This is a genomic window from Brevibacillus fulvus, from assembly GCF_016908525.1.
Lineage (GTDB): Bacteria > Bacillota > Bacilli > Brevibacillales > Brevibacillaceae > Brevibacillus_G > Brevibacillus_G fulvus.
The window spans coordinates 107,306-127,842 of the sequence record NZ_JAFBEB010000004.1 but is presented as its reverse complement, the minus strand read 5'-3'; the positions used below and the strand labels follow the sequence as shown (position 1 = coordinate 127,842).

At 50.3% G+C, this 20,537-nt stretch carries 21 protein-coding genes and 1 pseudogene; 18 read left to right on the top strand and 4 right to left on the bottom strand.

Translation table 11 applies throughout. From position 1 onward, the window contains the following. Positions 1–37: 37 nt before the first annotated feature. The gene (locus JOD01_RS07685) at positions 38–199 is read right to left on the bottom strand and encodes a hypothetical protein (protein ID WP_204517678.1); all 162 of its coding nucleotides are present in this window, start codon (positions 197–199) and stop codon (positions 38–40) included. A 125-nt stretch (positions 200–324) separates the two neighbouring features. Here JOD01_RS07685 and cymR point away from each other — a divergent pair, with 125 nt between their 5' ends. From cymR to JOD01_RS07650, 7 genes are all read left to right on the top strand, one after another. Then, a complete protein-coding gene (gene cymR, locus JOD01_RS07680; RefSeq protein ID WP_204517677.1) occupies positions 325–744 on the top strand; it encodes a cysteine metabolism transcriptional regulator CymR in 420 nt (139 codons plus the stop codon). Between the two features lie 24 nt (positions 745–768). Further along, entirely contained in the window at positions 769–1,917 is a 1,149-nt protein-coding gene (locus JOD01_RS07675; RefSeq protein ID WP_204517676.1) for a cysteine desulfurase family protein, read from the top strand. 206 nt (positions 1,918–2,123) lie between these two features. Further along, on the top strand, positions 2,124–4,388 hold the full coding sequence (gene recD2 / locus JOD01_RS07670; RefSeq protein ID WP_204517675.1) for an SF1B family DNA helicase RecD2: 2,265 nt from the start codon (positions 2,124–2,126) through the stop codon (positions 4,386–4,388). A 125-nt stretch (positions 4,389–4,513) separates the two neighbouring features. Next, positions 4,514–5,008, top strand: coding sequence for a PRC-barrel domain-containing protein (locus tag JOD01_RS07665; RefSeq protein ID WP_204517674.1), 495 nt, complete (start codon positions 4,514–4,516; stop codon positions 5,006–5,008). A 19-nt stretch (positions 5,009–5,027) separates the two neighbouring features. Further along, entirely contained in the window at positions 5,028–5,228 is a 201-nt protein-coding gene (locus tag JOD01_RS07660) for a hypothetical protein (protein ID WP_204517673.1), read from the top strand. A gap of 19 nt (positions 5,229–5,247) precedes the next feature. Next, on the top strand, positions 5,248–5,433 hold the full coding sequence (locus tag JOD01_RS07655; RefSeq protein ID WP_204517672.1) for a hypothetical protein: 186 nt from the start codon (positions 5,248–5,250) through the stop codon (positions 5,431–5,433). A 76-nt stretch (positions 5,434–5,509) separates the two neighbouring features. Further along, the gene (locus JOD01_RS07650) at positions 5,510–5,980 is read left to right on the top strand and encodes a DinB family protein (protein WP_204517671.1); all 471 of its coding nucleotides are present in this window, start codon (positions 5,510–5,512) and stop codon (positions 5,978–5,980) included. Positions 5,981–6,069: 89 nt separating this feature from the next. On the opposite strand, the gene JOD01_RS07645 is transcribed toward JOD01_RS07650, so the two are convergent. Next, positions 6,070–6,807, bottom strand: coding sequence for a TerC family protein (locus JOD01_RS07645; protein ID WP_204517670.1), 738 nt, complete (start codon positions 6,805–6,807; stop codon positions 6,070–6,072). A gap of 322 nt (positions 6,808–7,129) precedes the next feature. On the opposite strand from JOD01_RS07645, the gene JOD01_RS07640 reads away from it, so the two are divergent. The 9 genes from JOD01_RS07640 to JOD01_RS07600 all read left to right on the top strand — a co-directional run bounded on the left by JOD01_RS07640 (position 7,130) and on the right by JOD01_RS07600 (position 17,038). Next, positions 7,130–8,194 carry an AI-2E family transporter gene (locus JOD01_RS07640; protein ID WP_204517669.1) on the top strand — a complete coding sequence of 355 codons (1,065 nt, stop codon included), beginning with the start codon at positions 7,130–7,132 and terminating at the stop codon, positions 8,192–8,194. A gap of 345 nt (positions 8,195–8,539) precedes the next feature. Beyond that, positions 8,540–11,188, top strand: a complete 2,649-nt coding sequence (alaS, locus tag JOD01_RS07635; RefSeq protein WP_204517668.1) for an alanine--tRNA ligase — start codon at positions 8,540–8,542, stop codon at positions 11,186–11,188. Positions 11,189–11,313: 125 nt separating this feature from the next. Beyond that, complete coding sequence (locus JOD01_RS07630) at positions 11,314–11,577, top strand: IreB family regulatory phosphoprotein (protein WP_204517667.1); 264 nt, start codon at positions 11,314–11,316, stop codon at positions 11,575–11,577. A gap of 17 nt (positions 11,578–11,594) precedes the next feature. Beyond that, positions 11,595–12,008 (top strand): Holliday junction resolvase RuvX, encoded by a 414-nt coding sequence (gene ruvX, locus JOD01_RS07625; RefSeq protein WP_204517666.1) that lies wholly within the window; start codon positions 11,595–11,597, stop codon positions 12,006–12,008. A gap of 7 nt (positions 12,009–12,015) precedes the next feature. Beyond that, positions 12,016–12,309 carry a DUF1292 domain-containing protein gene (locus JOD01_RS07620; RefSeq protein ID WP_204517665.1) on the top strand — a complete coding sequence of 98 codons (294 nt, stop codon included), beginning with the start codon at positions 12,016–12,018 and terminating at the stop codon, positions 12,307–12,309. Positions 12,310–12,504: 195 nt separating this feature from the next. Beyond that, complete coding sequence (gene mltG, locus JOD01_RS07615) at positions 12,505–13,578, top strand: endolytic transglycosylase MltG (RefSeq protein ID WP_338028539.1); 1,074 nt, start codon at positions 12,505–12,507, stop codon at positions 13,576–13,578. A 59-nt stretch (positions 13,579–13,637) separates the two neighbouring features. Continuing rightward, positions 13,638–14,270, top strand: a complete 633-nt coding sequence (locus tag JOD01_RS07610; RefSeq protein WP_204517664.1) for an O-methyltransferase — start codon at positions 13,638–13,640, stop codon at positions 14,268–14,270. Between the two features lie 48 nt (positions 14,271–14,318). Next, positions 14,319–14,960: a uridine kinase gene (gene udk / locus JOD01_RS07605; RefSeq protein ID WP_204517663.1), complete on the top strand. Its 642-nt coding sequence runs from the start codon at positions 14,319–14,321 to the stop codon at positions 14,958–14,960. A 254-nt stretch (positions 14,961–15,214) separates the two neighbouring features. Then, the gene (locus JOD01_RS07600; RefSeq protein ID WP_204517662.1) at positions 15,215–17,038 is read left to right on the top strand and encodes a peptidoglycan D,D-transpeptidase FtsI family protein; all 1,824 of its coding nucleotides are present in this window, start codon (positions 15,215–15,217) and stop codon (positions 17,036–17,038) included. On the opposite strand, the gene JOD01_RS07595 is transcribed toward JOD01_RS07600, so the two are convergent. Next, positions 16,977–17,453, bottom strand: a complete 477-nt coding sequence (locus JOD01_RS07595; RefSeq protein WP_204517661.1) for a Mov34/MPN/PAD-1 family protein — start codon at positions 17,451–17,453, stop codon at positions 16,977–16,979. The two genes, JOD01_RS07600 and JOD01_RS07595, sit on opposite strands and share 62 nt — an antisense overlap. Positions 17,454–17,673: 220 nt before the next feature. Here JOD01_RS07595 and JOD01_RS07590 point away from each other — a divergent pair. Continuing rightward, positions 17,674–18,066: pseudogene (locus JOD01_RS07590) on the top strand (sigma-70 family RNA polymerase sigma factor); the annotation flags it as partial. Positions 18,067–18,093: 27 nt separating this feature from the next. Here JOD01_RS07590 and JOD01_RS07585 read toward each other — a convergent pair. Next, complete coding sequence (locus tag JOD01_RS07585; protein WP_204517660.1) at positions 18,094–19,116, bottom strand: CapA family protein; 1,023 nt, start codon at positions 19,114–19,116, stop codon at positions 18,094–18,096. Positions 19,117–19,297: 181 nt separating this feature from the next. Between JOD01_RS07585 and JOD01_RS07580 the strand changes: the two genes are divergently transcribed. After that, positions 19,298–20,530, top strand: coding sequence for a UDP-N-acetylmuramoyl-tripeptide--D-alanyl-D-alanine ligase (locus JOD01_RS07580; RefSeq protein WP_338028537.1), 1,233 nt, complete (start codon positions 19,298–19,300; stop codon positions 20,528–20,530). Positions 20,531–20,537: the final 7 nt, after the last annotated feature.

The window sequence follows — 20,537 nt, the reverse complement described above, 5'->3', positions numbered from 1 at the left end:
TGAAAGGAACAAGAAAAACCCCTGCCAGGCAGGGATTTCATTGACGATCGGTATATGGTTGATCATCTGGCAAATTCCCTTGCTCATTTGGCCGTTTGCTGTTGACGCTGTCGCCAAAACGAGCTTTGTGGGCGATTGTTCCCGCCGGATACTTGTACAATGTTTCAGATGGATGATTTCGCTCCTGTTTGGATGCCATCCGCTTCACCCCCCTGTCGGAAGTTTGCCCCGCATACAGGGGACTTAAGCGGGGAAAGGTTGGGAGCACGATGCATAAGAAAACAGAAAACAGTGAATAACAGGCCAAGGAGGAGAGTTCACGAAGTGAAAATATCGACAAAAGGTCGCTATGGGTTAACGATCATGATGGAATTAGCCAATCGGCTAGGCGACGGACCCGTTTCGCTCAAAAGCATTGCCCAAAAAAATGATTTATCCGAACATTATTTGGAGCAATTAATTGCCCCGCTGCGCAATGCCGGTCTGGTGAAAAGCATTCGCGGAGCGTACGGCGGCTATATTCTCGCCAAAAAGCCGGAAGAGATCACCTCGGGCGAAATTCTGCGTGTCTTGGAAGGACCGATCAGCCCGGTTGAATTTTCCGAAGAGGAGGACCCGGCCAAACGTTATCTTTGGCTGCGCATTCGCGACAGTATCTCGTCCGTCCTCGATTCCACGACGTTAAAAGATTTAATCACCTATCAAGATGAGGGTGATTCGGAAGGATATATGTTTTACATCTAACAAGCAAAGAAAAGGTGACCTCAATTGCCTAATCGCATTTATTTAGATCATGCTGCCACCACTCCGGTACATCCGCGGGTGTGGGAAGCGATGCAGCCTTATCTCACCCAGTTTTTTGGCAACCCGTCCAGTATCCATGGTTTCGGCCGTGATTCCCGCAAAGCAATGGAACAGGCGCGGGAAAGAATCGCCGGATTCATGGGAGCGGACCCCGCCCAGCTTGTGTTTACCAGCGGAGGGACCGAAGCCGACAACATGGCCTTGATCGGTGTGGCGATGGCCAACCGGGAACGCGGTAAACATATTATTACTTCGCAGATCGAACATCATGCCGTGCTGCACGCTTGTGAACATTTGGAACAAATCGGCTTTGACGTTACCTATTTGCCTGTCGATCAGACAGGAATGGTCCATTTGGAACAAGTGCAAGAAGCGGTGCGGCCCGACACGATTCTCGTCTCGATTATGTATGGAAACAATGAAGTCGGCACGATTCAGCCGATCGTGGAAATTGGTCAGTTTTTGCAAGAGCGCGGCATTTACTTTCATACCGATGCAGTCCAGGCGTTTGGCGTTTTGCCGATCGATGTGGCCGCCCTGCCAGTAGATCTGTTGTCTGTCTCCGCCCACAAAATCAATGGGCCAAAAGGGGTCGGCGCCCTTTATATGAAACGCAATGTCAACTTTATCCCTTATTTGCTTGGCGGCAACCAGGAGCGGAAACGGCGCGGCGGAACGGAAAATGTGGCCGGAATCGTCGGGTTTGGCGAAGCGGTCAAAGTGACGCAGGAAGAAATGGGGGAACGGGTGAAAAAATATTTGCAGCTGCGCCAGACGATGCTGCAAGTGTGGCAGGAGGACAGTATCCGCCATCAGCTAAACGGACACCCGGAACGTTTTCTTCCCCACATTCTCAACGTCAGTTTTCCGGAAGTCGACACGGAAACGATGCTGCTCAATCTCGACCTCGTCGGGATCGCCGCCGCCAGCGGATCAGCTTGTACGTCCGGTTCACTGGAACTTTCCCATGTATTGACGGCAATGTGCCTGGAGCAACCGATTGCCGAGTCTGCTGTTCGCTTCAGCTTCGGCATCACCAATACGCTCGAAGAAGTGCGCGAAGCGGCCAAGAAGACGGGTGAAATCGTCAAACGGCTCGGGCGTTCCAAATAAATGTTGGTTGAACCAAGGTTGTCAGAAACAGTCAAACGGTTTACAATTTAGGATTATACGGCAAAATCCACTTTTTCAAGTGGATTTTTTGCTGTCGGAAGCGGTTCGTTACATCTTTCCTGGGCCTTGCTCGGCGGATCAGAAGGACGGGCTGGATCAACGAAGATCAGAGCGGTGGCCATCGGAAGAATGGAGGGTGATTTGAGTTGCAGCTCCCTTTGTTTGCAGAAACATATATTCGCGGGCATGTGATTCAGGAAATTTTTTATAATGAAGAAAACTGGTACGGGGTCGTACGGCTTAAAATCGAGGAGACCACCGAGCATGTCAAAGAGCAAGAAGTCATTGTCGTTGGGCATTTTCCGCGTCCGCATGCCGAAGAACTGTTTACCTTTTACGGTGAGTGGAAAACGCACCCCAGGTTTGGCAGCCAGTATGCCGCCAATCGATACGAACGGGAAACGCCAAAAACGCAAGCAGGCGTGGAAAAGTATTTGGCCAGTGGCTTGTTTAGCGGAATTGGCAAAAAATTGGCCAAACGGATTGTCGAACATTTAGGGGTTAACGCACTGACGATTATTGCCGAAAACCCCGACGAGCTGCAAACCGTTCCGGGCATTTCCCCCAAACGGGCCAAACAAATTTATGAGTCGGTTTTGGAACATCGCTCACTGGAACAAGCGATGGTGTTTTTATATCAGTTCGGCCTCGGTGTTCACCTAGCGTTGCGCATTTACCAAACGTTCAAGCACGAGACGATGACAGTGCTCACGGAAACGCCGTATCGCCTGATTGAAGAGGTGCAAGGAATCGGTTTTCGCCGCGCTGACGAAATTGCGCGGGCGACGGGGATATCCGCATCTTCCCCCGAACGGGTCAAAGCGGCGGCACTGCACTTGTTGCAGGAAGCGGCATATGGCGAGGGACATGTGTATATGCCCGACGGTGAACTGATCGACAAGACGCTAAAGCTGTTAGACGAGTGCGGGGGGCATCCTTTTCAACGGGAACAGATCGAATCTGCGCTGCAAGCGTTGTTTCTGGACAACAAAATTTATTGGGAAGAGACGCGGATTTATTTGCCGTCGCTATTTTTTGCGGAAATTGGCTTGGCCAAACGGCTTCGCTACTTCCGGGAGAGAGAACCGCTTGCACAATTCCCTGCATCGGAATTTTATCAGGCGCTGGGAAAAATTGAAGAAGAATTGGGTATCAGCTACGCACCGACGCAGAAAGAAGCGATTGAAAAGGCGATCGAATCGGGGTTGATGCTGTTGACAGGCGGTCCAGGTACCGGGAAGACAACGGTCATTCGCGGGATTTGCCGCATTTTTGCTTATTTGCACGGTATCAGTCTGGATTTGAAGCGGTATGATCCGCATGAACAGCCTTTTCCGATCTTGCTGGTCGCACCGACGGGCCGCGCTGCCAAGCGGATGACAGAAACGACCGGCTTGCCGGCAATGACGATACACCGGCTGCTCGGCTGGAAGGGTGACAGTTTTGAACGGGATCACGAACATCCCATTCAGGGAAAACTGCTGATCGTCGATGAGATGTCGATGGTTGACATTTGGTTGGCCAACCAACTGTTTCGCGCAATTCCTGATGACATGCAAATCATCTTGGTTGGAGATCCTGATCAGCTTCCCTCCGTCGGGCCAGGCAACGTACTGTCCGATGTTATCCGCTCGGGGCTGTTGCCGTGTGTCCAATTGACGGAGATTTACCGGCAGGCGGAGGAATCGACGATTATCCAATTGGCTCACGAAATTCGCCGAGGGGAAGTTCCGCAAAATTTGCACGCAAATTTGCCAGATCGGCGATTTTTCACAAGTTCGCCACAAGATGTGGCCGAAGTAGTGAAACAAATTTGCCTCGGGGCCGTAAAAAAAGGATATACGGCAAAAGATATTCAAGTGCTGGCTCCCGTTTACAAGGGCGTGGCTGGGGTGAATCAACTGAACAGCGAGTTGCAGGAACTGTTTAACCCCAAATCTCCGCAAAAACGGGAAGTTCAATTTGGAGAAACTTCTTTTCGTACAGGCGACAAAGTATTGCAACTTGTCAATAATGCCGAAGAACAGGTATTTAATGGCGATATTGGCGAAATTGTGGCGATTTTTATGCCAAATGAAAATGAAGAAAACGAAGAGATGTTGGTTGTATCATTTGACGGACGTGAAGTCATTTACAAACGTTCGCAGTACCACCAGCTAACGCTGGCTTACTGCTGTTCTGTCCACAAATCACAGGGCAGTGAATTTCCCATCGTTGTCATGCCATTTGTCCGCAATTATTACCGGATGCTGCGGCGAAAACTGGTTTATACAGGGGTAACGCGAAGCAAAGCGTTTTTGCTGCTTTGCGGCGACCCGGAAGCATTTCGCCTTGCTGTGGAAAACGATGATGAAGGAGTTCGCTACTCATACTTGGAACAGCGGCTTCGGCAAACGGAAGAAGAGGTTTAACACTGCCGCGCGCGGAACAAGCCCAAAGCTCTGGGAAAACCAGTCGCTTGGTCGACTGGAACAGATTGTGGCGAATGGGGACAAGCTGTTCGCACGATACTAATAGAGCGGAGGGGGGTTCCCTAATGCACAAAGCATTGGATGTTATAGGCTTGCCGATCATCTGTCTGCAGACTGGAGAAACGATTGGTAGTGTCCGGGACATTCTTTGCGATTTGGAGTGGCACGTGTTGGGGATAGTTCTCTCGGAAAGCAACTGGTTCCAATCTGGAACGTTTATCCCGGTTGAGCACATTCATGCGGTGGGAGAAGACTTTCTCACTGTTGCGGGAAAAGACACGATCTCCTCTTTGCAACAAATCGCCGAAGCGACAGTTGGCTTGGTGTGCGGAAAAAACAAACTAAAAGGCAAATCCGTGATTACAGAGGATGGCAAGTTTCTGGGGAAAATAGAAGATGTTTATTTTTCCACAAACTGGGAAAAGCTTGTAGCATACGAACTGTCCAACGGATGGATTGCTGATGTAACCAGCGGACGAAAGCGGCTTTCAGCTCCTGCTTCACTCGTTTTCGGTGAAGAGAATCTGATCGTGCCCAATTCGATTCGTATGCAGGCGTGAAAGGCAAGGAGGAGAAGGTATGCGTGTTATTTGCCCGAATTGTAGCTCAAAGGACATTGGGAAGATTGGAACCAACCAGTACTATTGCTGGAATTGTTTTATTGAAATGAGTGTAGCCGGCGATCAAATTTCTTCGGTGTATCAAGTCGAGGAAGATGGATCTCTGCAATCGCTCAACGATCTGTTCCTGGAGGAGCAAACCGTTTCGATCCAACTATAAGAGATGCGGGGGTGCAAGAATGGTTGGTCGCAGCTTGATGCGCATGATGCTGGCTGGTGGCGTTGTTGCTGCGGTTGGATACATGATGAATCGCAAACGGCGCAACCGTTTGATGGCGTTTGGACTGAACCGGTTACCCATGATGGGCAGAAATTTGTCACGGGTCGCAGTGTCGGCGATTAGACAAACCGTGCGTGCTCGTTAAATAACGATGTGATATAGGGTGGCTTGCGAAAGCCGCCTTTTTTCATGACGAGCAGATCAGGAAGGAGTTGTTGGCTTTGAGCGAACAAAAGCGAAAAATATTGGAACACTATGAACAGTCAATTGCATGGGCAAGCGGGTTGCGCGTTTTGACAGAGGAACAATGGAGAACGCCAATTGCCGAGGGCAAATGGACCATTGCCGAAATCATCGGGCATTTGCATCCTTGGGACGAATTTGTGGTTTCACAGCGACTCCCGTACTTGTTCAAAAATGCACCGTTGCCCAAGGGACCGAATGCGGAAGACATCAATCAGCAAGCGGCAGCGATCAGCAGGAAAAGGACGAAGGAAGACACGATCAGCGAATTTGTGGCAGGGCGCAGAAAATTGATAACCGCCATCGAGCAGCTGGAGGACGAGTTGTGGACACAGACTTTTCGGATCGGCCAAACGGAATTATCGCTTTTTTCTTACTTTTCGAGTTTGGCGGAACATGACGAGCATCATTTTGGGCAAATACGGCAAATCTGCCATGCTCGTTCGTAAACCGACTGGAGCTTTGCGAAAGCAACAACGGCAGGTTCGAACTTTGTTTGTCCGAATCTGCCGTTGCGCAGTTTTTGAATCGATGAAGTTTATGCCTGTTCCGCAATCGAGGCGGGTTGTTCCTGCTCCCTTTCGGCCGCTTCTGTTTGCCGATGGAGTTGTTCAAGCTGCTGTTTCTTTCTTCTTCCGGCCAGCAATACACCCGCGACGATGAGAACGATCAGGAGCCATTTCAGTGCCGGGTACGCCGTGAAGAAACCGCTGATCAAATGTTCTGTGGTGATCATGCTGCCCGCGGTGTAAGCAAGGACGGCTGCACCAACATAAATAATCGACGGATAGCGCTCGATCGCTTTCAGGATCATCGTGCTTCCCCAAACCATCACCGGGACACTGACCAAAAGTCCAAGGATGACCAGCAGAAAACTGCCGTGGGAGGCACCGGCAACGGCGATGACGTTGTCCATGCCCATCACCGCATCGGCGATAATAATTGTACGGATGGCAGCTGCAAGGCTGCTGCCGGCTTGCACCGTATCGTGCTCTTTGTGATCAGCCAGCAGCTTGTAGGCAATCCAGATCAGCAGCAGTCCGCCGACCAAGTGCAAAACCGGGATATTCAGTAACCAGACGACAAGGATTGTCATAATCGCGCGGATGGCGATCGCGCCGACAGTCCCCCAGACAATCGCCTGTTTTTGCTGATGTTTTGGCAAATTGCGGGCAGCCATGCCGATGACGATGGCGTTATCGCCGGCGAGCACAAGATCAATCAAGATAATTGCCAGCAAACCGGACCAAAATGTGGGATCAAACAAAAAGTCCATGGTACAACCTCCTTTTTTCTGGGGAGCGTGGCTGAAAAAGAAAAACGACCTCGCCGGTCTGGCGAAGGTCGTTTTTTAGACAAGAAAAGACCTTCACCAAACGATGGCAAAGGTCTTGCTTACAACGGAATGTTGCCAACAAAGCCGGGGACATCAATCCCGTAATGACGACTTTGCTGTTTCAGCTACTCCCCTTTGGGATATTCACTTTTGCTTATTCCTATAATAAAACAAATCGGCCAATCGGTCAATACATACATGATTTAATTTCCGGACGCTCATCCTAAGCATCAGGAATCAATTCTGGGGGGGATCACGTCCGATGAACGAAATCCGCCGAACCCGGTTTTTTCATTTTGCGGTCAATCTGATTTTACTGTTGGTTATCATCAATCTTTTATGGTGGCTGAAACCGTTAATTCGCTCGTTTTTTGAGTTTTTACAAGAGATTTTGCTTCCGTTTTTGGTCGGCTTGGTCATTGCTTATCTTTTGCACCCGATTGTCACTGCATTGGAAAAAAGGCGTGTTCCCCGCTTGGTGGCCGTCCTGCTGATCTATGTTTCATTTGTGCTGATCGTTGCCGTTGCCCTGTTAAATGCCATTCCGATTTTTACCCGACAGTTAATAGAGCTTTCCGACGATTTGCCGCGGGTGATGCAATGGTATGAATCCTGGATGAGAGAGTGGGAGAATCAAAAATATTTTTTGCCAGACAGCATTTCCAACGGTGTAGACAGGGTGATTATCCAATCCCATGACCGCTTGTCCAATACGATTGCCCAAATGATCAACAATATGCGCCATACACTGGGCAAGCTATTGGCTTATGCCGTTGTTCCGTTTATTGCCTTTTATCTGCTGAAAGATATGAAAGCGATCAATCAGGCAGGATTGATGATCATTCCTGCTGCCTATCGCAAACAAACCTTGTCCGTTTTGCGCGATGTCAATGAATCACTCGGCAAATACATACACGGGCAAATGATCGTTGCCCTGATCGTCGGACTATGCGCCTATCTGGGGTATTGGCTGATCGGCATGCCGTATTCGTTCGTGCTCGCTTCCTTTGTCTGTTTGACCAACGTGATTCCGTACGTTGGACCGATCATTGGCGCTGCTCCGGCTGTCGTTGTCGCCTTGACTATTTCCACCAAAATGGTCTTGCTCGTTCTCTGTGTCAATGTGGTGGTGCAAATGCTGGAAGGAAACGTGCTTTCGCCTAACATCGTCGGACGTTCCTTGCATCTGCATCCGCTGCTGATCATTATGGCGTTGCTGGTCGGTGAAACGTTGGGAGGCATCGTCGGCATGATCGTCGCCGTGCCTGTTTTGGCTGTGCTGAAAGTGGTGATCGGGCGGATCGCTTTGTTATTACATGAAAGTTGACAGTCCCTGTCCGCTAATCATATAATACGGGAAGTGAACCAATACGGATCGATGAAGGAACGAGTAGGTTAAAGCCCTTCTACAGAGAGGAAGCCCCTTGGTTGAGAGGGTTTTCAGAAGAAGAGTAACTGAAGGCTATTCCCAAGACCAGGTAAAAACCGGCGGCTGGACACCGTTATCTGTCTTTTATAAAGCGACAGACACTATGGGAAAACGGGTGTCTGTAAGCAGGGTGGTACCGCGAGAATCCAAGTTCTCGTCCCTGAGGGGATGAGGGCTTTTTTTCTGTTATCTGGGCTTCAGACATGCTGTCGATCATCAAAAATATTCAGGAGGATGTTAGTTATGAAGAAGTTAACGGGAAACCAGCTTCGCAAAATGTTTCTTGATTTCTTTGTCAGCAAAGGGCACCGGATTGAACCGAGCGCTTCGCTGATTCCGGTTGATGATCCTTCTTTGCTGTGGATCAACAGCGGGGTGGCCACGCTCAAAAAATATTTTGACGGCCGAATTATTCCGGACAATCCGCGAATCACCAACTCGCAAAAGTCCATCCGGACGAACGATATCGAAAACGTCGGGAAAACCGCCCGTCACCATACGTTTTTCGAGATGTTGGGCAACTTTTCCATCGGAGATTACTTCAAGGAAGAAGCGATCACCTGGGCATGGGAATTTTTGACCAGTCCGGAATGGATCGGCTTTGATCCAGACAAGCTGTCGGTGACCATTCATCCCGAAGATGAGGAAGCTTTTGAACTGTGGCATAAGAAAATTGGCATTCCGGAAGAGCGCATCATTCGTCTTGAAGGCAACTTCTGGGACATCGGCGAAGGCCCGAGCGGACCGAATACAGAAATTTTCTATGACCGCGGCGAAGCGTTTGGCAATGATCCAAATGACCCCGAACTGTATCCGGGCGGTGAAAATGAGCGCTATCTGGAAGTATGGAACCTCGTATTTTCCCAGTTCAATCATAATCCCGACGGCACATATACACCATTGCCGAAGAAAAATATCGATACCGGGATGGGCCTGGAACGGATGGCGTCCATCCTGCAAGAAGTGGACAACAACTTTGAAACCGACTTGCTCTTTCCGTTGATTGAGGAGACAAGCCGTATTTCCGGCGTTGCCTACAAAGCGGACGAGGAAACAGATGTCGCGTTGAAAGTGATCGCCGACCACGTGCGGACAGTCGTGTTTGCGATTGGCGACGGGGCCTTGCCTTCCAATGAAGGACGCGGTTACGTCATTCGCCGTTTGCTGCGGCGTGCTGTGCGCATGGGCAAAAAACTCGGCGTGGAGAAGCCGTTCCTGTTCTCGCTTACGGAAACCGTCGGCCGGATGATGGGCGAGTTTTATCCGGAAGTCGTGGAAAGACGGGAATTTATTGAAAAAGTGATCCGGGCGGAAGAAGAACGTTTCCATGAAACGCTGAATGAAGGCTTGGCCATTTTGGGCGATATGGTGAAAGCAGCCAAGGAAGCCGGAAAAACCGTCCTCTCCGGTCAGGAACTGTTCCGGCTGTATGACACCTATGGTTTCCCTGTTGATTTGACCGAAGACTTTGCCCAAGAACAAGGCTTGACGGTCGATCGGGACGGCTTTGAACAAGCGATGGAGGAACAGCGTGAACGGGCCCGCGCTGCCCGCCAGGATGTCGACAGCATGCAGACACAAGGCGGCGCATTGAGCGAGTTGACGGTTAACAGCGAATTTGTTGGGTATAATGAATTGGTAGTGAAAACCAAAGTTGCCGCTATCATTGTCAACAACGAATTGGTGAACGCAGCGGAAGAAGGGCAAACCGCGCAGGTTGTGCTGGAGAGAACGCCATTTTATGCGGAAAGCGGCGGGCAAGTCAACGACGAGGGAACGATCAGCTCCGATCTCGTTAAAGCGCGTGTTACCGATGTGCAAAAAGGGCCAAAAGGCCAAAATGTGCACACCGTTGTGGTCGAAGCCGGTACTTTGCATGTCGCCGATGAGATCACGGCCGAAGTAAACCGGGAAGCTCGCCTGGATATTACCAAAAACCATACGGCAACTCATTTGCTGCATCAAGCTTTGAAAGATGTGCTCGGCACTCATGTAAACCAGGCGGGGTCATTGGTTGCGCCGGAGCGTTTGCGCTTTGACTTTACCCATATCAGCTCGATCAGTGCGGAAGAGCTGGAGCGAATTGAATCGATCGTCAACCAAAAAGTATGGGCAAATCTGGCCGTCAACATTACGCACAAACCGATTGCGGAAGCGAAAGCAATGGGCGCGATGGCACTCTTTGGCGAAAAATATGGAGATATCGTCCGCGTGGTGCAAGTTGGCGATTACAGCCTGGAATTGTGCGGCGGCTGTCACGTTGGCAACACCGCGGAAATCGGTTTGTTCAAAATCGTCAGCGAAAGCGGAATTGGCGCCGGAACACGCCGGATTGAGGCGGTAACAGGACGCGGTGCTTATGAGTATCTGAACCAGCAGTTGGTTACACTGCGTGATGTTGCGCAAACGATCAAATCGCCGCTGCTGCCGGAAGTGCCTGCAAGAGTGGAGGCATTGCTGCAACAGCTCAAAGAGGTCCAACGCGAAAATGAATCGCTCCGCGCCAAACTGGGCAATATTGAAGCGGCTTCCTTGACGGAACAGGTGAAACAGGTGAATGGAGTCCAGTTGCTTGCCGCACGCGTCTCCGCGACCGACATGGACAACTTGCGAACGATGGTCGATGAATTGAAAAATAAACTGGGATCTGCCGTAGTCGTGCTGGGATCTGCTGAAGACGACAAAGTCAATCTGGTTGCAGGCGTAACCAAAGATCTGATGGATCAAGGATTCCATGCCGGCAAGATCATTAAAGAAGTGGCTGCCCGTTGCGGCGGTGGCGGCGGCGGTCGCCCGGACATGGCCCAAGCAGGCGGCAAAGAGCCGGGCAAACTGAACGAAGCGCTGAACTACGTGGTTGAGTTGATTCAAAGCCAGGCGGTCAGCAAATAAACAGGAGAGAGTTTGTCAAAAAATATATCTTCCGAAACAAGGATTCGACAGCGGTTTGCGCGAATAACTTGATAAAGGAAATATTTTGGAGAGAACCAATCTCCGTCTGAATCGAGGTGTTTGTGATGAATTCCATGGACAATACCATGAAATACACTGTTCCCAAGGAAATAAACGAGGAAGAAGTCAGGGAGACACTGCAAGAGGTGTACAATGCACTGCTTGAAAAAGGATATAATCCGATTACGCAGATTGTCGGCTATTTGCTTTCCGGCGACCCTGCCTTTATCCCGCGCCACAACAATGCACGCAGCCTGATTGGGAAAATCGAACGGGATAAAATCATCGAAGAATTGGTGAAGGTGTATTTGTCACAACACCGTTCCTGATACTAGGAGTTTGAAACATGCGCATACTTGGCCTGGATTATGGTGATCGGACGATCGGCGTCGCCGTGAGCGATGAGATGGGCTGGACGGCTCAGGGAGTGGAAACGATTCGGCGAGAATCGAAGGAAAAAGACTTGAGCCGCTTGCAGCAAATCATCGCTCACTATGGCGTGGAACGCATCGTCGTCGGCTTGCCGAAAAATATGAACGGAACAATCGGACCGCGGGCGGAGCTCTCCCAGTCATTTGCCTCGTTTTTGGCAGAACGGACAGGATTGCCTGTTGAATTATGGGACGAACGGCTGACGACAATGGCGGCTGAAAAAATGTTGATTGCCGCCGATGTCAGCCGGCAAAAACGTAAAAAGGTCATTGATAAAATGGCCGCTACTTTAATCCTTCAGGGGTATCTAGACGCAAAAGCGAGGTGATCCATATATGAGCGAAGAGATGATGGATGAGTTTGAAGTGGGCGATGTGATCGCTTTGACTGAGGAAGATGATGACGCTGCACGCGACTTCCGTATTATGTATATCTTTGAGATTGAAGATCGGACCTATTTTGTTTTGGTTCCGGTCGATCAGGAAGAGGAAGAGGAGTACGAGGTTCATTTCCTGCGCTACGAAGGGGCTGACATGTTGCAGCCGATTGAGGACGATGCCGAATGGGAACAAGTGGAGGCGGCGTTTGAAACCTTGATCAGCGATCTGGAAAAGGACGACACTCTTTAATCGTTGTCATTTCCTTTTTCTTGCTGTGCAAGAGCAGGTGGGTACACAGGTTGTCGAGCAATCGGCAACCTTTTTTTATGGAATGTTACGGAGAATTTTGGCGAATCATGAGGAAGAGCGAAGCGACAAAAGGTGACAGTCAAGCCTGCCTTCGGTATAATGTTGTCGATACAGGAAGAGGAGGACTTTTCAATCGTGGACGTATTCAATGAACATCCGCTGAAAAAGAGACGCGGACGCCTTTTGTGGATGATCGCCGGGGCCGTAGTTTGTCTTTTGGTCCTGTTTGCCGGAGCAGCCTATTACGTCGATTCTCAGTTGCAGCCGACTGCACTGAGCGATACAGTCAAAACAGTGACGATCCCGTCCGGTTCGTCGGTGCCGCAAATCGCCGCAATTCTGAAGCAAGCGGGATTGATTCGCAACGAAACGCTCTTTACATATTATGCCCGTTTTGAGGGAAGCGGCAACAAACTGCAAGCCGGGACTTATCAATTTCATCCAGGCCAAACGATCGATCAGCTGTTGACCGCAATGGCCAATGGCGACACGTATGTCGAAACTGTCAAGTTTACCATTCCGGAAGGCTGGAATACGGAGCAGATCGCCCGTTCTCTGGAAGAAAAGGGAATTGTGAAAAAGCAGGATTTTCTGCGGGAAGTGAATGAAGGCAAATTTCCGGAGTACCCCTTTGTAGCGGATATACCCCAAAAAGAAGGCAGGAAGTATCGCCTGGAAGGTTATTTGTTCCCGGAAACGTACGAGTTCAAAAAGGGGGCGACCGCGCATGAAGTGGTGGCCAAGCTGTTGGGGCAGTTTGAAAAGGAATTAAAACCGGAATGGCTGGACACTTTGAACAAGAGAAAGCTGTCGCTGGATGACGCGGTCAACCTGGCCTCCATCGTCGAGCGGGAAGTGGTCAGCGACAGAGAACGGCCCATTGTCGCGGGAGTGTTTTTCAATCGGATGCGGGAGAGCTGGCTCTTGCAATCTTGTGCCACGGTACAGTTCGTGTTGGGGAAACAGCGCGACCGAATCACGTTGGACGATTTGAAAATCGACAGTCCTTATAATACTTATATCCATCCAGGGCTGCCGCCCGGCCCGATCGCCAATCCGGGGAGAGCTTCGCTGGCGGCTGTCGTCAACCCGGCTGTCCATGATTACTTTTTCTTCGTTACCAAAAAAGACGGTTCCTCGGAGCATTATTTTTCCAAGACGTATCAAGAGCATCTGGCACGTGACGCGAAAAGTCGCGGAAACTTCTAAGACAAGCTTTCCAACTATGGCAGATATGATATAATAGTTCGGTTGACGGGGGTGAAACTATGATTACCAATCCAGCAATTGAAGATTACGTGACTAAACTGGTGTCAGCGCGTTCCCCGTTGCTAGCCCAACTGGAACAAGAAGCAGAGACAGAAGGGATTCCGATTATCCAACTGCCCTCTGCCCAGACGATTCGCTTGCTGCTCATGCTTCATCGTCCAAAAGCGATTTTGGAAGTGGGCACAGCGATTGGCTATTCAACGATTTGGTTGGCAGAAGCCGCGGTTGATGCAAAGATTGTGACCATGGAATTAGACGAAGAGCGGATTCAACGGGCACAAAACAATTTCAAATTGGCTGGTCTGTCGGAGCGAATCGAGCTGATTGGCGGCGATGCGACCAAAGGTTTGCCCGATCACTACGAATTTGACTGTCTGTTTATTGATGCGGCCAAAGGACAGTATCGCACCTTTCTTGATCTGTATCTGCCCAAAGTACGGTCAGGCGGACTGATTATTTGTGACAACATTTTATTTCGTGGCCTCGTGGCGGCGCCGGAGGAAGCAAGCAAACGTCTGCGGCCGCTGGTTGAAAAAATTGACCGATTTAATCATCATTTGATGGAACGGCCGGATCTGGAAACGGCCATCCTGCCGGTAGGAGACGGCCTAGCCGTCAGCTATAAACGATAACGACTATACAGAGCAGAGTCTGACGACGCAGGAAGGAGAATTACGAGCATGGGTAACCCCGTCTTGATAGGGGTAGCCGGAGGAAGCGGTTCCGGCAAAACCACTGTAGCAAAAGAGTTGTTTCGCCAGTTTCAAAACGACAGTGTGATCATGATTGAACAGGACTCCTATTACAAAGACCAAAGTCATCTGAGCATGGAGGAACGGGCGCGAACCAATTATGACCACCCGTTCGCTTTTGATAATGACTTGTTGCTGTTTCATTTGCAGGAACTGCTCAATCGGCGCCCGATTGAAAAACCGATCTATGATTTTAAACAGCATAATCGCCGACCGGAGCGGATTCGCATTGAACCGAAAGATGTCGTCATCTTGGAAGGCATGCTGATTTTGGAAGATCCGCGCATTCGCGAGCTGATGGACATTAAAGTATTTGTCGACACCGATGCGGACGTCAGGATTGTGCGCCGGATTCAGCGGGACATTGAAGAGCGCGGCCGAACGCTGGAATCAGTCGTCAATCAGTATTTGTCTGTCGTGCGCCCGATGCACCTGCAGTTTATTGAACCGACCAAACGGTACGCAGATGTGATCGTTCCGGAAGGGGGCTACAATCGCGTAGCCTTGGATCTTTTGTCCACGAAGATCCGCAATATCCTGGAAGAAAAACAGACTGTGGCAGAGCTGTAAGAAGCGGCGCGAAGTTGCGCCGCCGCCGACCGGTCCACGTTGCTCATGACTGGGCGGTTAAACCGCTCGCCATCGGAAACGGCCCCCCAACTTGCAATGCAAATAGTTTTGTCTGCAAACCGAGCAAGAGTGCACAGAAATGGTGCGCTCTTGCTTTTTTTTACTTTTTAAATCCGTTTCAGCCATTCCTCGCTTAGACATGGTTTTTCCTCGTTGTTTTCCGTCAACAATGGAAAAAGGAAGGAGGAATCGAGATGAATCTGGTCCGTCAGATCAAACGGCGCAGTTTTGTCGTGTTGCTGTTTTTAACGTTGGTATGGAGCGGTTTGGCCGCCCGGCTTTGGTGGATTCAACTGGGGGCGCCGCACAACTTTTCCAAGCATCATATCGATCTGGTCAAAAATGCCGTGAAACAGCGGCAGCAAAGCATAATGTTGAACAGCGGCCGCGGCGATATTCTGGATCAAAAGGGCCGCTCTTTCACCGGCAAGGAAGAGCAGGCGCTGATCATTTTTCCGTTGGCGAGGGGAAGCCTGGAAGGAACGGATATGTTGGACAAAGTGGCGCAAATTGTCCAGCAGCCGGCTGCGGAAATTTCACGGATTGTGCACGAAGGAAAAACGCCGATGATGCTGCGCGATCAGCAGGGAAATATCATTCCATTGAGCGATGAACAGGCCGAGCGGATAAATGCGCTGCAGATTCCCGGCATTGTGGCTCTCGAAGTGACAGAGCGCTATCGGTCAGATGAAGTGGCCAAACACGTCGTCGGCTTTGTCAACCAAAATCCGCAATTGGTCCAATCCGTATACCAACAGGAACTTGAGGCGGGAAAAATGAGTCTGGACAGCCTGGTTGGCGCATCAGGTTTGGAGCACAGCTTTGACCGATTTTTGCAGGGCGTGCAGCCTTCGATCCTTTCCTATTACGTCGATGGTCAAGGAAACCCGCTGCGTGGCTTGGATATTCGCCTGACGGAGCAAACCAATCAATTTTATCCGTTGTCGTTGATCACCACATTGGATAAGGATATTCAGCGGAGCATGGAAGATGTAGCTGACCAAGCCCAACTGAACGAAGGAGCGATCGTTGTATTGGATGCAACGACCGGGGATGTCTTGTCGATGGTCAGTCGGCCCAACTTTGATCCCAATCATGTCAATCTGGCGGAAGGCGCCTGGCAAAATCATGCCGTCAAGCAGCTCGCGCCCGGTTCGGTTTTCAAAACCATCGTCGCAGCCGCCGCTTTGGCGGAAGGGGTTGTTTCCCCCGGCGAACATTTTCTCTGTGAAGGGGAATACGGCAAGTATGGCTTTTCCTGTTGGAAAAAGGGGGGACATGGCAGTATTACGATCGATGAGGCTTTTGCCGAATCGTGCAATGTTGTGTTTGCCCAGATTGCCAATCGTTTGGGAGCAGACAAAATCGAAGAATATGCGAAACGGTTGGGATTAGGAACGCAGGTGGGCCATCTGACCGCCCAGTTTTACAAGCTGGAAAACTTCCGGCAGATTGACGGAGAAGAAAAAGGCGAGATTTTTGCACCACAGACCTCGCGGACGGACGAAGGGGTGCTCATTCAGACTGCGATCGGCCAGCGGGACGTGCGCGTCACTCCGCTGCAGGCGGCCAACATGATGGTCACGATTTTACGCGGTGGACAGCCGGGGCAGGTTCGCCTCGTTTCCGATATTGCGTATCGAAACGGGATGAATTTTTATCATTTTTCCCCACAAATGCTTCCCCAGGAGGGTATCGATACCGCGACGTCGCTCAAATTGAAAAAAATGCTGCGGGAAGTGGTGACCGAAGGAACAGGCAGCTACTTGCAGCAAGCCGCCTGGCCGGTTGCGGGAAAAAGCGGAACGGCTGAAGTGGAGCAAAATGGCGTCGCCAGGAATCATCACTGGTTTGTCGGGTATGCGCCGGAGGATCACCCGAAATATGCGATCGCTGTCGTCGCGGAAAATCAACCGGTTTCTGCGGTCAACCGGGGACCGGAATTGTTTGCGCGTGTCATCGACGCGCTTGCCGCTCTTTCAGATAAATCTCCTTCACCTCGGTCAGCGAATCCGTAAGAATATAAGCACGTGCATTCAACTGGTCGCGCTTGCCTAAGCCAACGATCAGCATCAAGGGAGAGGTGGAGGCGTATTTGGCCTGAACCGCTTTTTCATAAACGGTTTGCCGATCCCCTTTGCTGGGAGAGAGGCGTCGGACCGTATGGCTGTGCCAGTCGCCGATATAACGCCACCGCCCCGCCCCGCGTCGATTTAATTTGCGCACCAGATTGCGCAAGTAGGGCTCATCAAAAAAGATGGAGCGCGGCTGATGGATCGCTTTCGGACCGGGTTCGCTGGCATAGGTGACCAACCAGTCTTGTTCGTTCAACGGATAGCCCATCATGATCCCCCCGGTCTCCACTTCCGGATTTTTGCGGACGGCCCGCTCAATCTGGTTCCATGCACGTGCCGAGATATAGAGTCTGGTCATCGTTTCCTGATCCTCCTCGATCAAAAAATACGGCAGGGAATTATGGTCTTTACATTGTATGAAACGAACGGTACGGATGTCCCTGCAGAATTCGCTTTGCCGGCTGAGGACGACAGTGACTTTTTCCGTTCGGTCGCCCGCCCGTGAACAGGCACACTTAGGCACGCGCCCACATATGGATAAAAGTAAGCAGCAGCAAGAAGACCTGGAGGTGGCAGACGTGTCCAGCATCTTAATGGCACTTTCGCTTTTTTTCAAAGAACTTCTGATGTTTGTAGCCTATGTCAAAAACAATGCGTTTCCACAGCCTCTTCCGGAAGTGGAAGAAGAGAAATATCTCAGGCTGATGGCAGATGGGGACCCGTATGCGCGAAACAAACTGATTGAACATAATTTGCGGCTTGTAGCGCACATCGTGAAAAAATTTGAAAACACCGGAGAAGACAGCGAGGACCTCATTTCGATCGGGACCATCGGTTTGATCAAGGCGATTGAAAGTTACCAGGTAGACAAAGGGACGAAGCTCGCCACATACGCCGCCCGATGCATTGAGAATGAGAGTTTACTGTCAAAGCTTCGAGGCAAACAAAAAAGCTTGCAAAAGCCAGACGGAGGCTTCACAAGCTGCAGCACAACCAGCTTACCGCGCGTGTCCTTTTAAATGAGCGGTCGTATTGTTCCACACCTGTTTCAAAGTGTCACGGTCTTTCGCGGAAATATGGGAATCGGGATGACGAAGAAACTTTTTGACCGGCAAGACGCGGTAGGATGCCTTTCCGTTTTTGCTCCATTTTTGCGTCCACGTGGGGATATAGTCGAAGCCGGATACATAGGTTTCGCCGTTGTCCTCTTTTTTTATGGTCAAATTGAGAATGACACCGCTCTCCGTCTGAAGATTGTCGCGCATTCTGGCAGAGATAAAGTTGCCCAGCGAGTAAATCGCAAACTGGCGGTTTTTCCAGACGATCGGCTGAAGCACATGCGGATGACAGCCTAAAATCACATCCGCGCCCGCTTTCAATACCGCTTTGACCAATCGTTTCTGCTTGTCTGTCGGATAACGGCGGAACTCTTGGCCAAAATGCAAGGCAACGATGGTGACGTCCGCCTTTTTGCGCAGCCGGCGAAGATCGCTGCGGATTTTCTCCAGTTTGATCCGATTGACCAACCAAGGCTTTGATTTGGGAACGGAAATATAATTGGTGCCGTAGGTGTAAGCGAGTATGCCGACGCGGATTCCTTTCACATTTTTGATCAGGAATTTGCGGGAATCTTCCTTTTTGCGATACGTTCCTGTATGAGCAAAACCGTGGCGGTCCAAAACTTGCAACGTGCGTTTCAAGCCGCGGACGCCCCGATCCATGCAATGGTTGTTGGCTGTCGTCAGTACGTCAAATCCGGTCGCTTTTAACGTTTTGGCAAGTTCATCCGGACAATTGAACATCGGATAACCCGTCTTCGGGTTTTTTTGTTGGTATTGTTTTTCTCTGCCCGAAAAGGTCGTCTCCAGATTACCGATGGTGAGATCGGCGCCGCGCAAATAAGGGCGGACTTCTTGAAACATGGAGCGAAACGAATAGCCGCCGTTTTTTTTGGCAGCGGCAATTTGCTTGCCCCACATCAAAATGTCGCCGACTGCTACGATTTTGATTTTCGTTGTCATGACTCGCCTCCCTTGACCGTTTCAATTCTATAGTTTATTCCAGTGGGTCAAGGTTGGTTTTGGGTGAAAGCGGACAGGGAGAAGGCGGATACCCGTCTATACCAATCACCTATTCTTTTCATAAGATGGTGTGCGTCTGTGGAGTGGCTAAACAACACATAGGAAAAAGGTGGGATGATTGGTGGTTCGAACGCGAGTCAAACGATGGCGGGTTGGCGCAAAATCTAAAACACGCAAGACAGCCGTCAAACCGAAAGCAACGCCAGTGCGAAAGGAAAAGACGCTGATCTTGAACAAACCGGTGATCGCGATTACCGGCAGTGCGGGAAAGACGACAACCAAAGAGATGATTGCCTCCATTCTAAGAAGGCGCTACAAAATTTTCCAGACAGCCAAAAATATGAATTTTATAAACAATACGCGGGCGAACGCGCGTAAAATCACTGATCAACATCGCGCGGTCGTCTTGGAATATGGCTTGCTCAAAAAAGGAAACATCAAGCGGCATTGTCAAATTATTCAGCCCAATATCGGAGTGATCACCAATATCGGGACGGCGCACATCGGCAATTTTGGCGGGAAAATATCGGGAATTGCCCGGGCCAAGTCCGAACTGATCCAATATATGAAACCGACGGGAACGTTGTATTTGAATGCGGATGACCGAAACTCGCGCTTGCTGTTGACGCAAAAATTTAAAGGGAAAATTATCCGGGTCGGAACAGGCAAGCATGCCCAGTATCGGGCCAAAGGCATCCGGTTTCAATCCAACGGCATGAGCTTTCGCGTCGCTCTGCGGAATAAGGAACATACTTTTTTCGTCCCCGCTTTTGGCGAACACAACATATACAATGCGCTGTTTGCGATTGCCGTCACGCACCAACTCGGCTGTTCCATCCCGTTGATCAAGGCCGGATTACAACATTATAAAAAACCGGAACGAAGATTGGTCGTCAATCGCTTGGCAAACGGAATTAAAGTGTTGGATGACACATACAGCGCCAACCCCACCGCGGTAAAAGCAGCCGCCGATGTTTTGGCCCGAATTGCGACAGGACCCAAAATTGCGGTGCTGGGCAGCATGTTGGAAATGGGAAACTATGCGGTCAAAGGACACAAGGAGGTGGGCAAATATCTGGCAAAGAAAAAGATTGATTACTTGTATACATTGGGGCGGGATGCCAAACATATTCGAACGGGGGCACTGCAGCATGGACTTTCCAGACAAAAAGCTGTCCACTGCTCCTCCAGGCAACAGCTGCATCGTCTGTTGGCCAAACGGCTGCAACCGAACACCACGATTTTGGTCAAAGGTTCACACAAGATGAAGATGGATCAAACGGTTTCTTATATAAAGCGAAAGTTGGCAAGAAAAAATAAACGACTCGTCAGAAAGCGGAACATAAGATCATAAGCGAGTA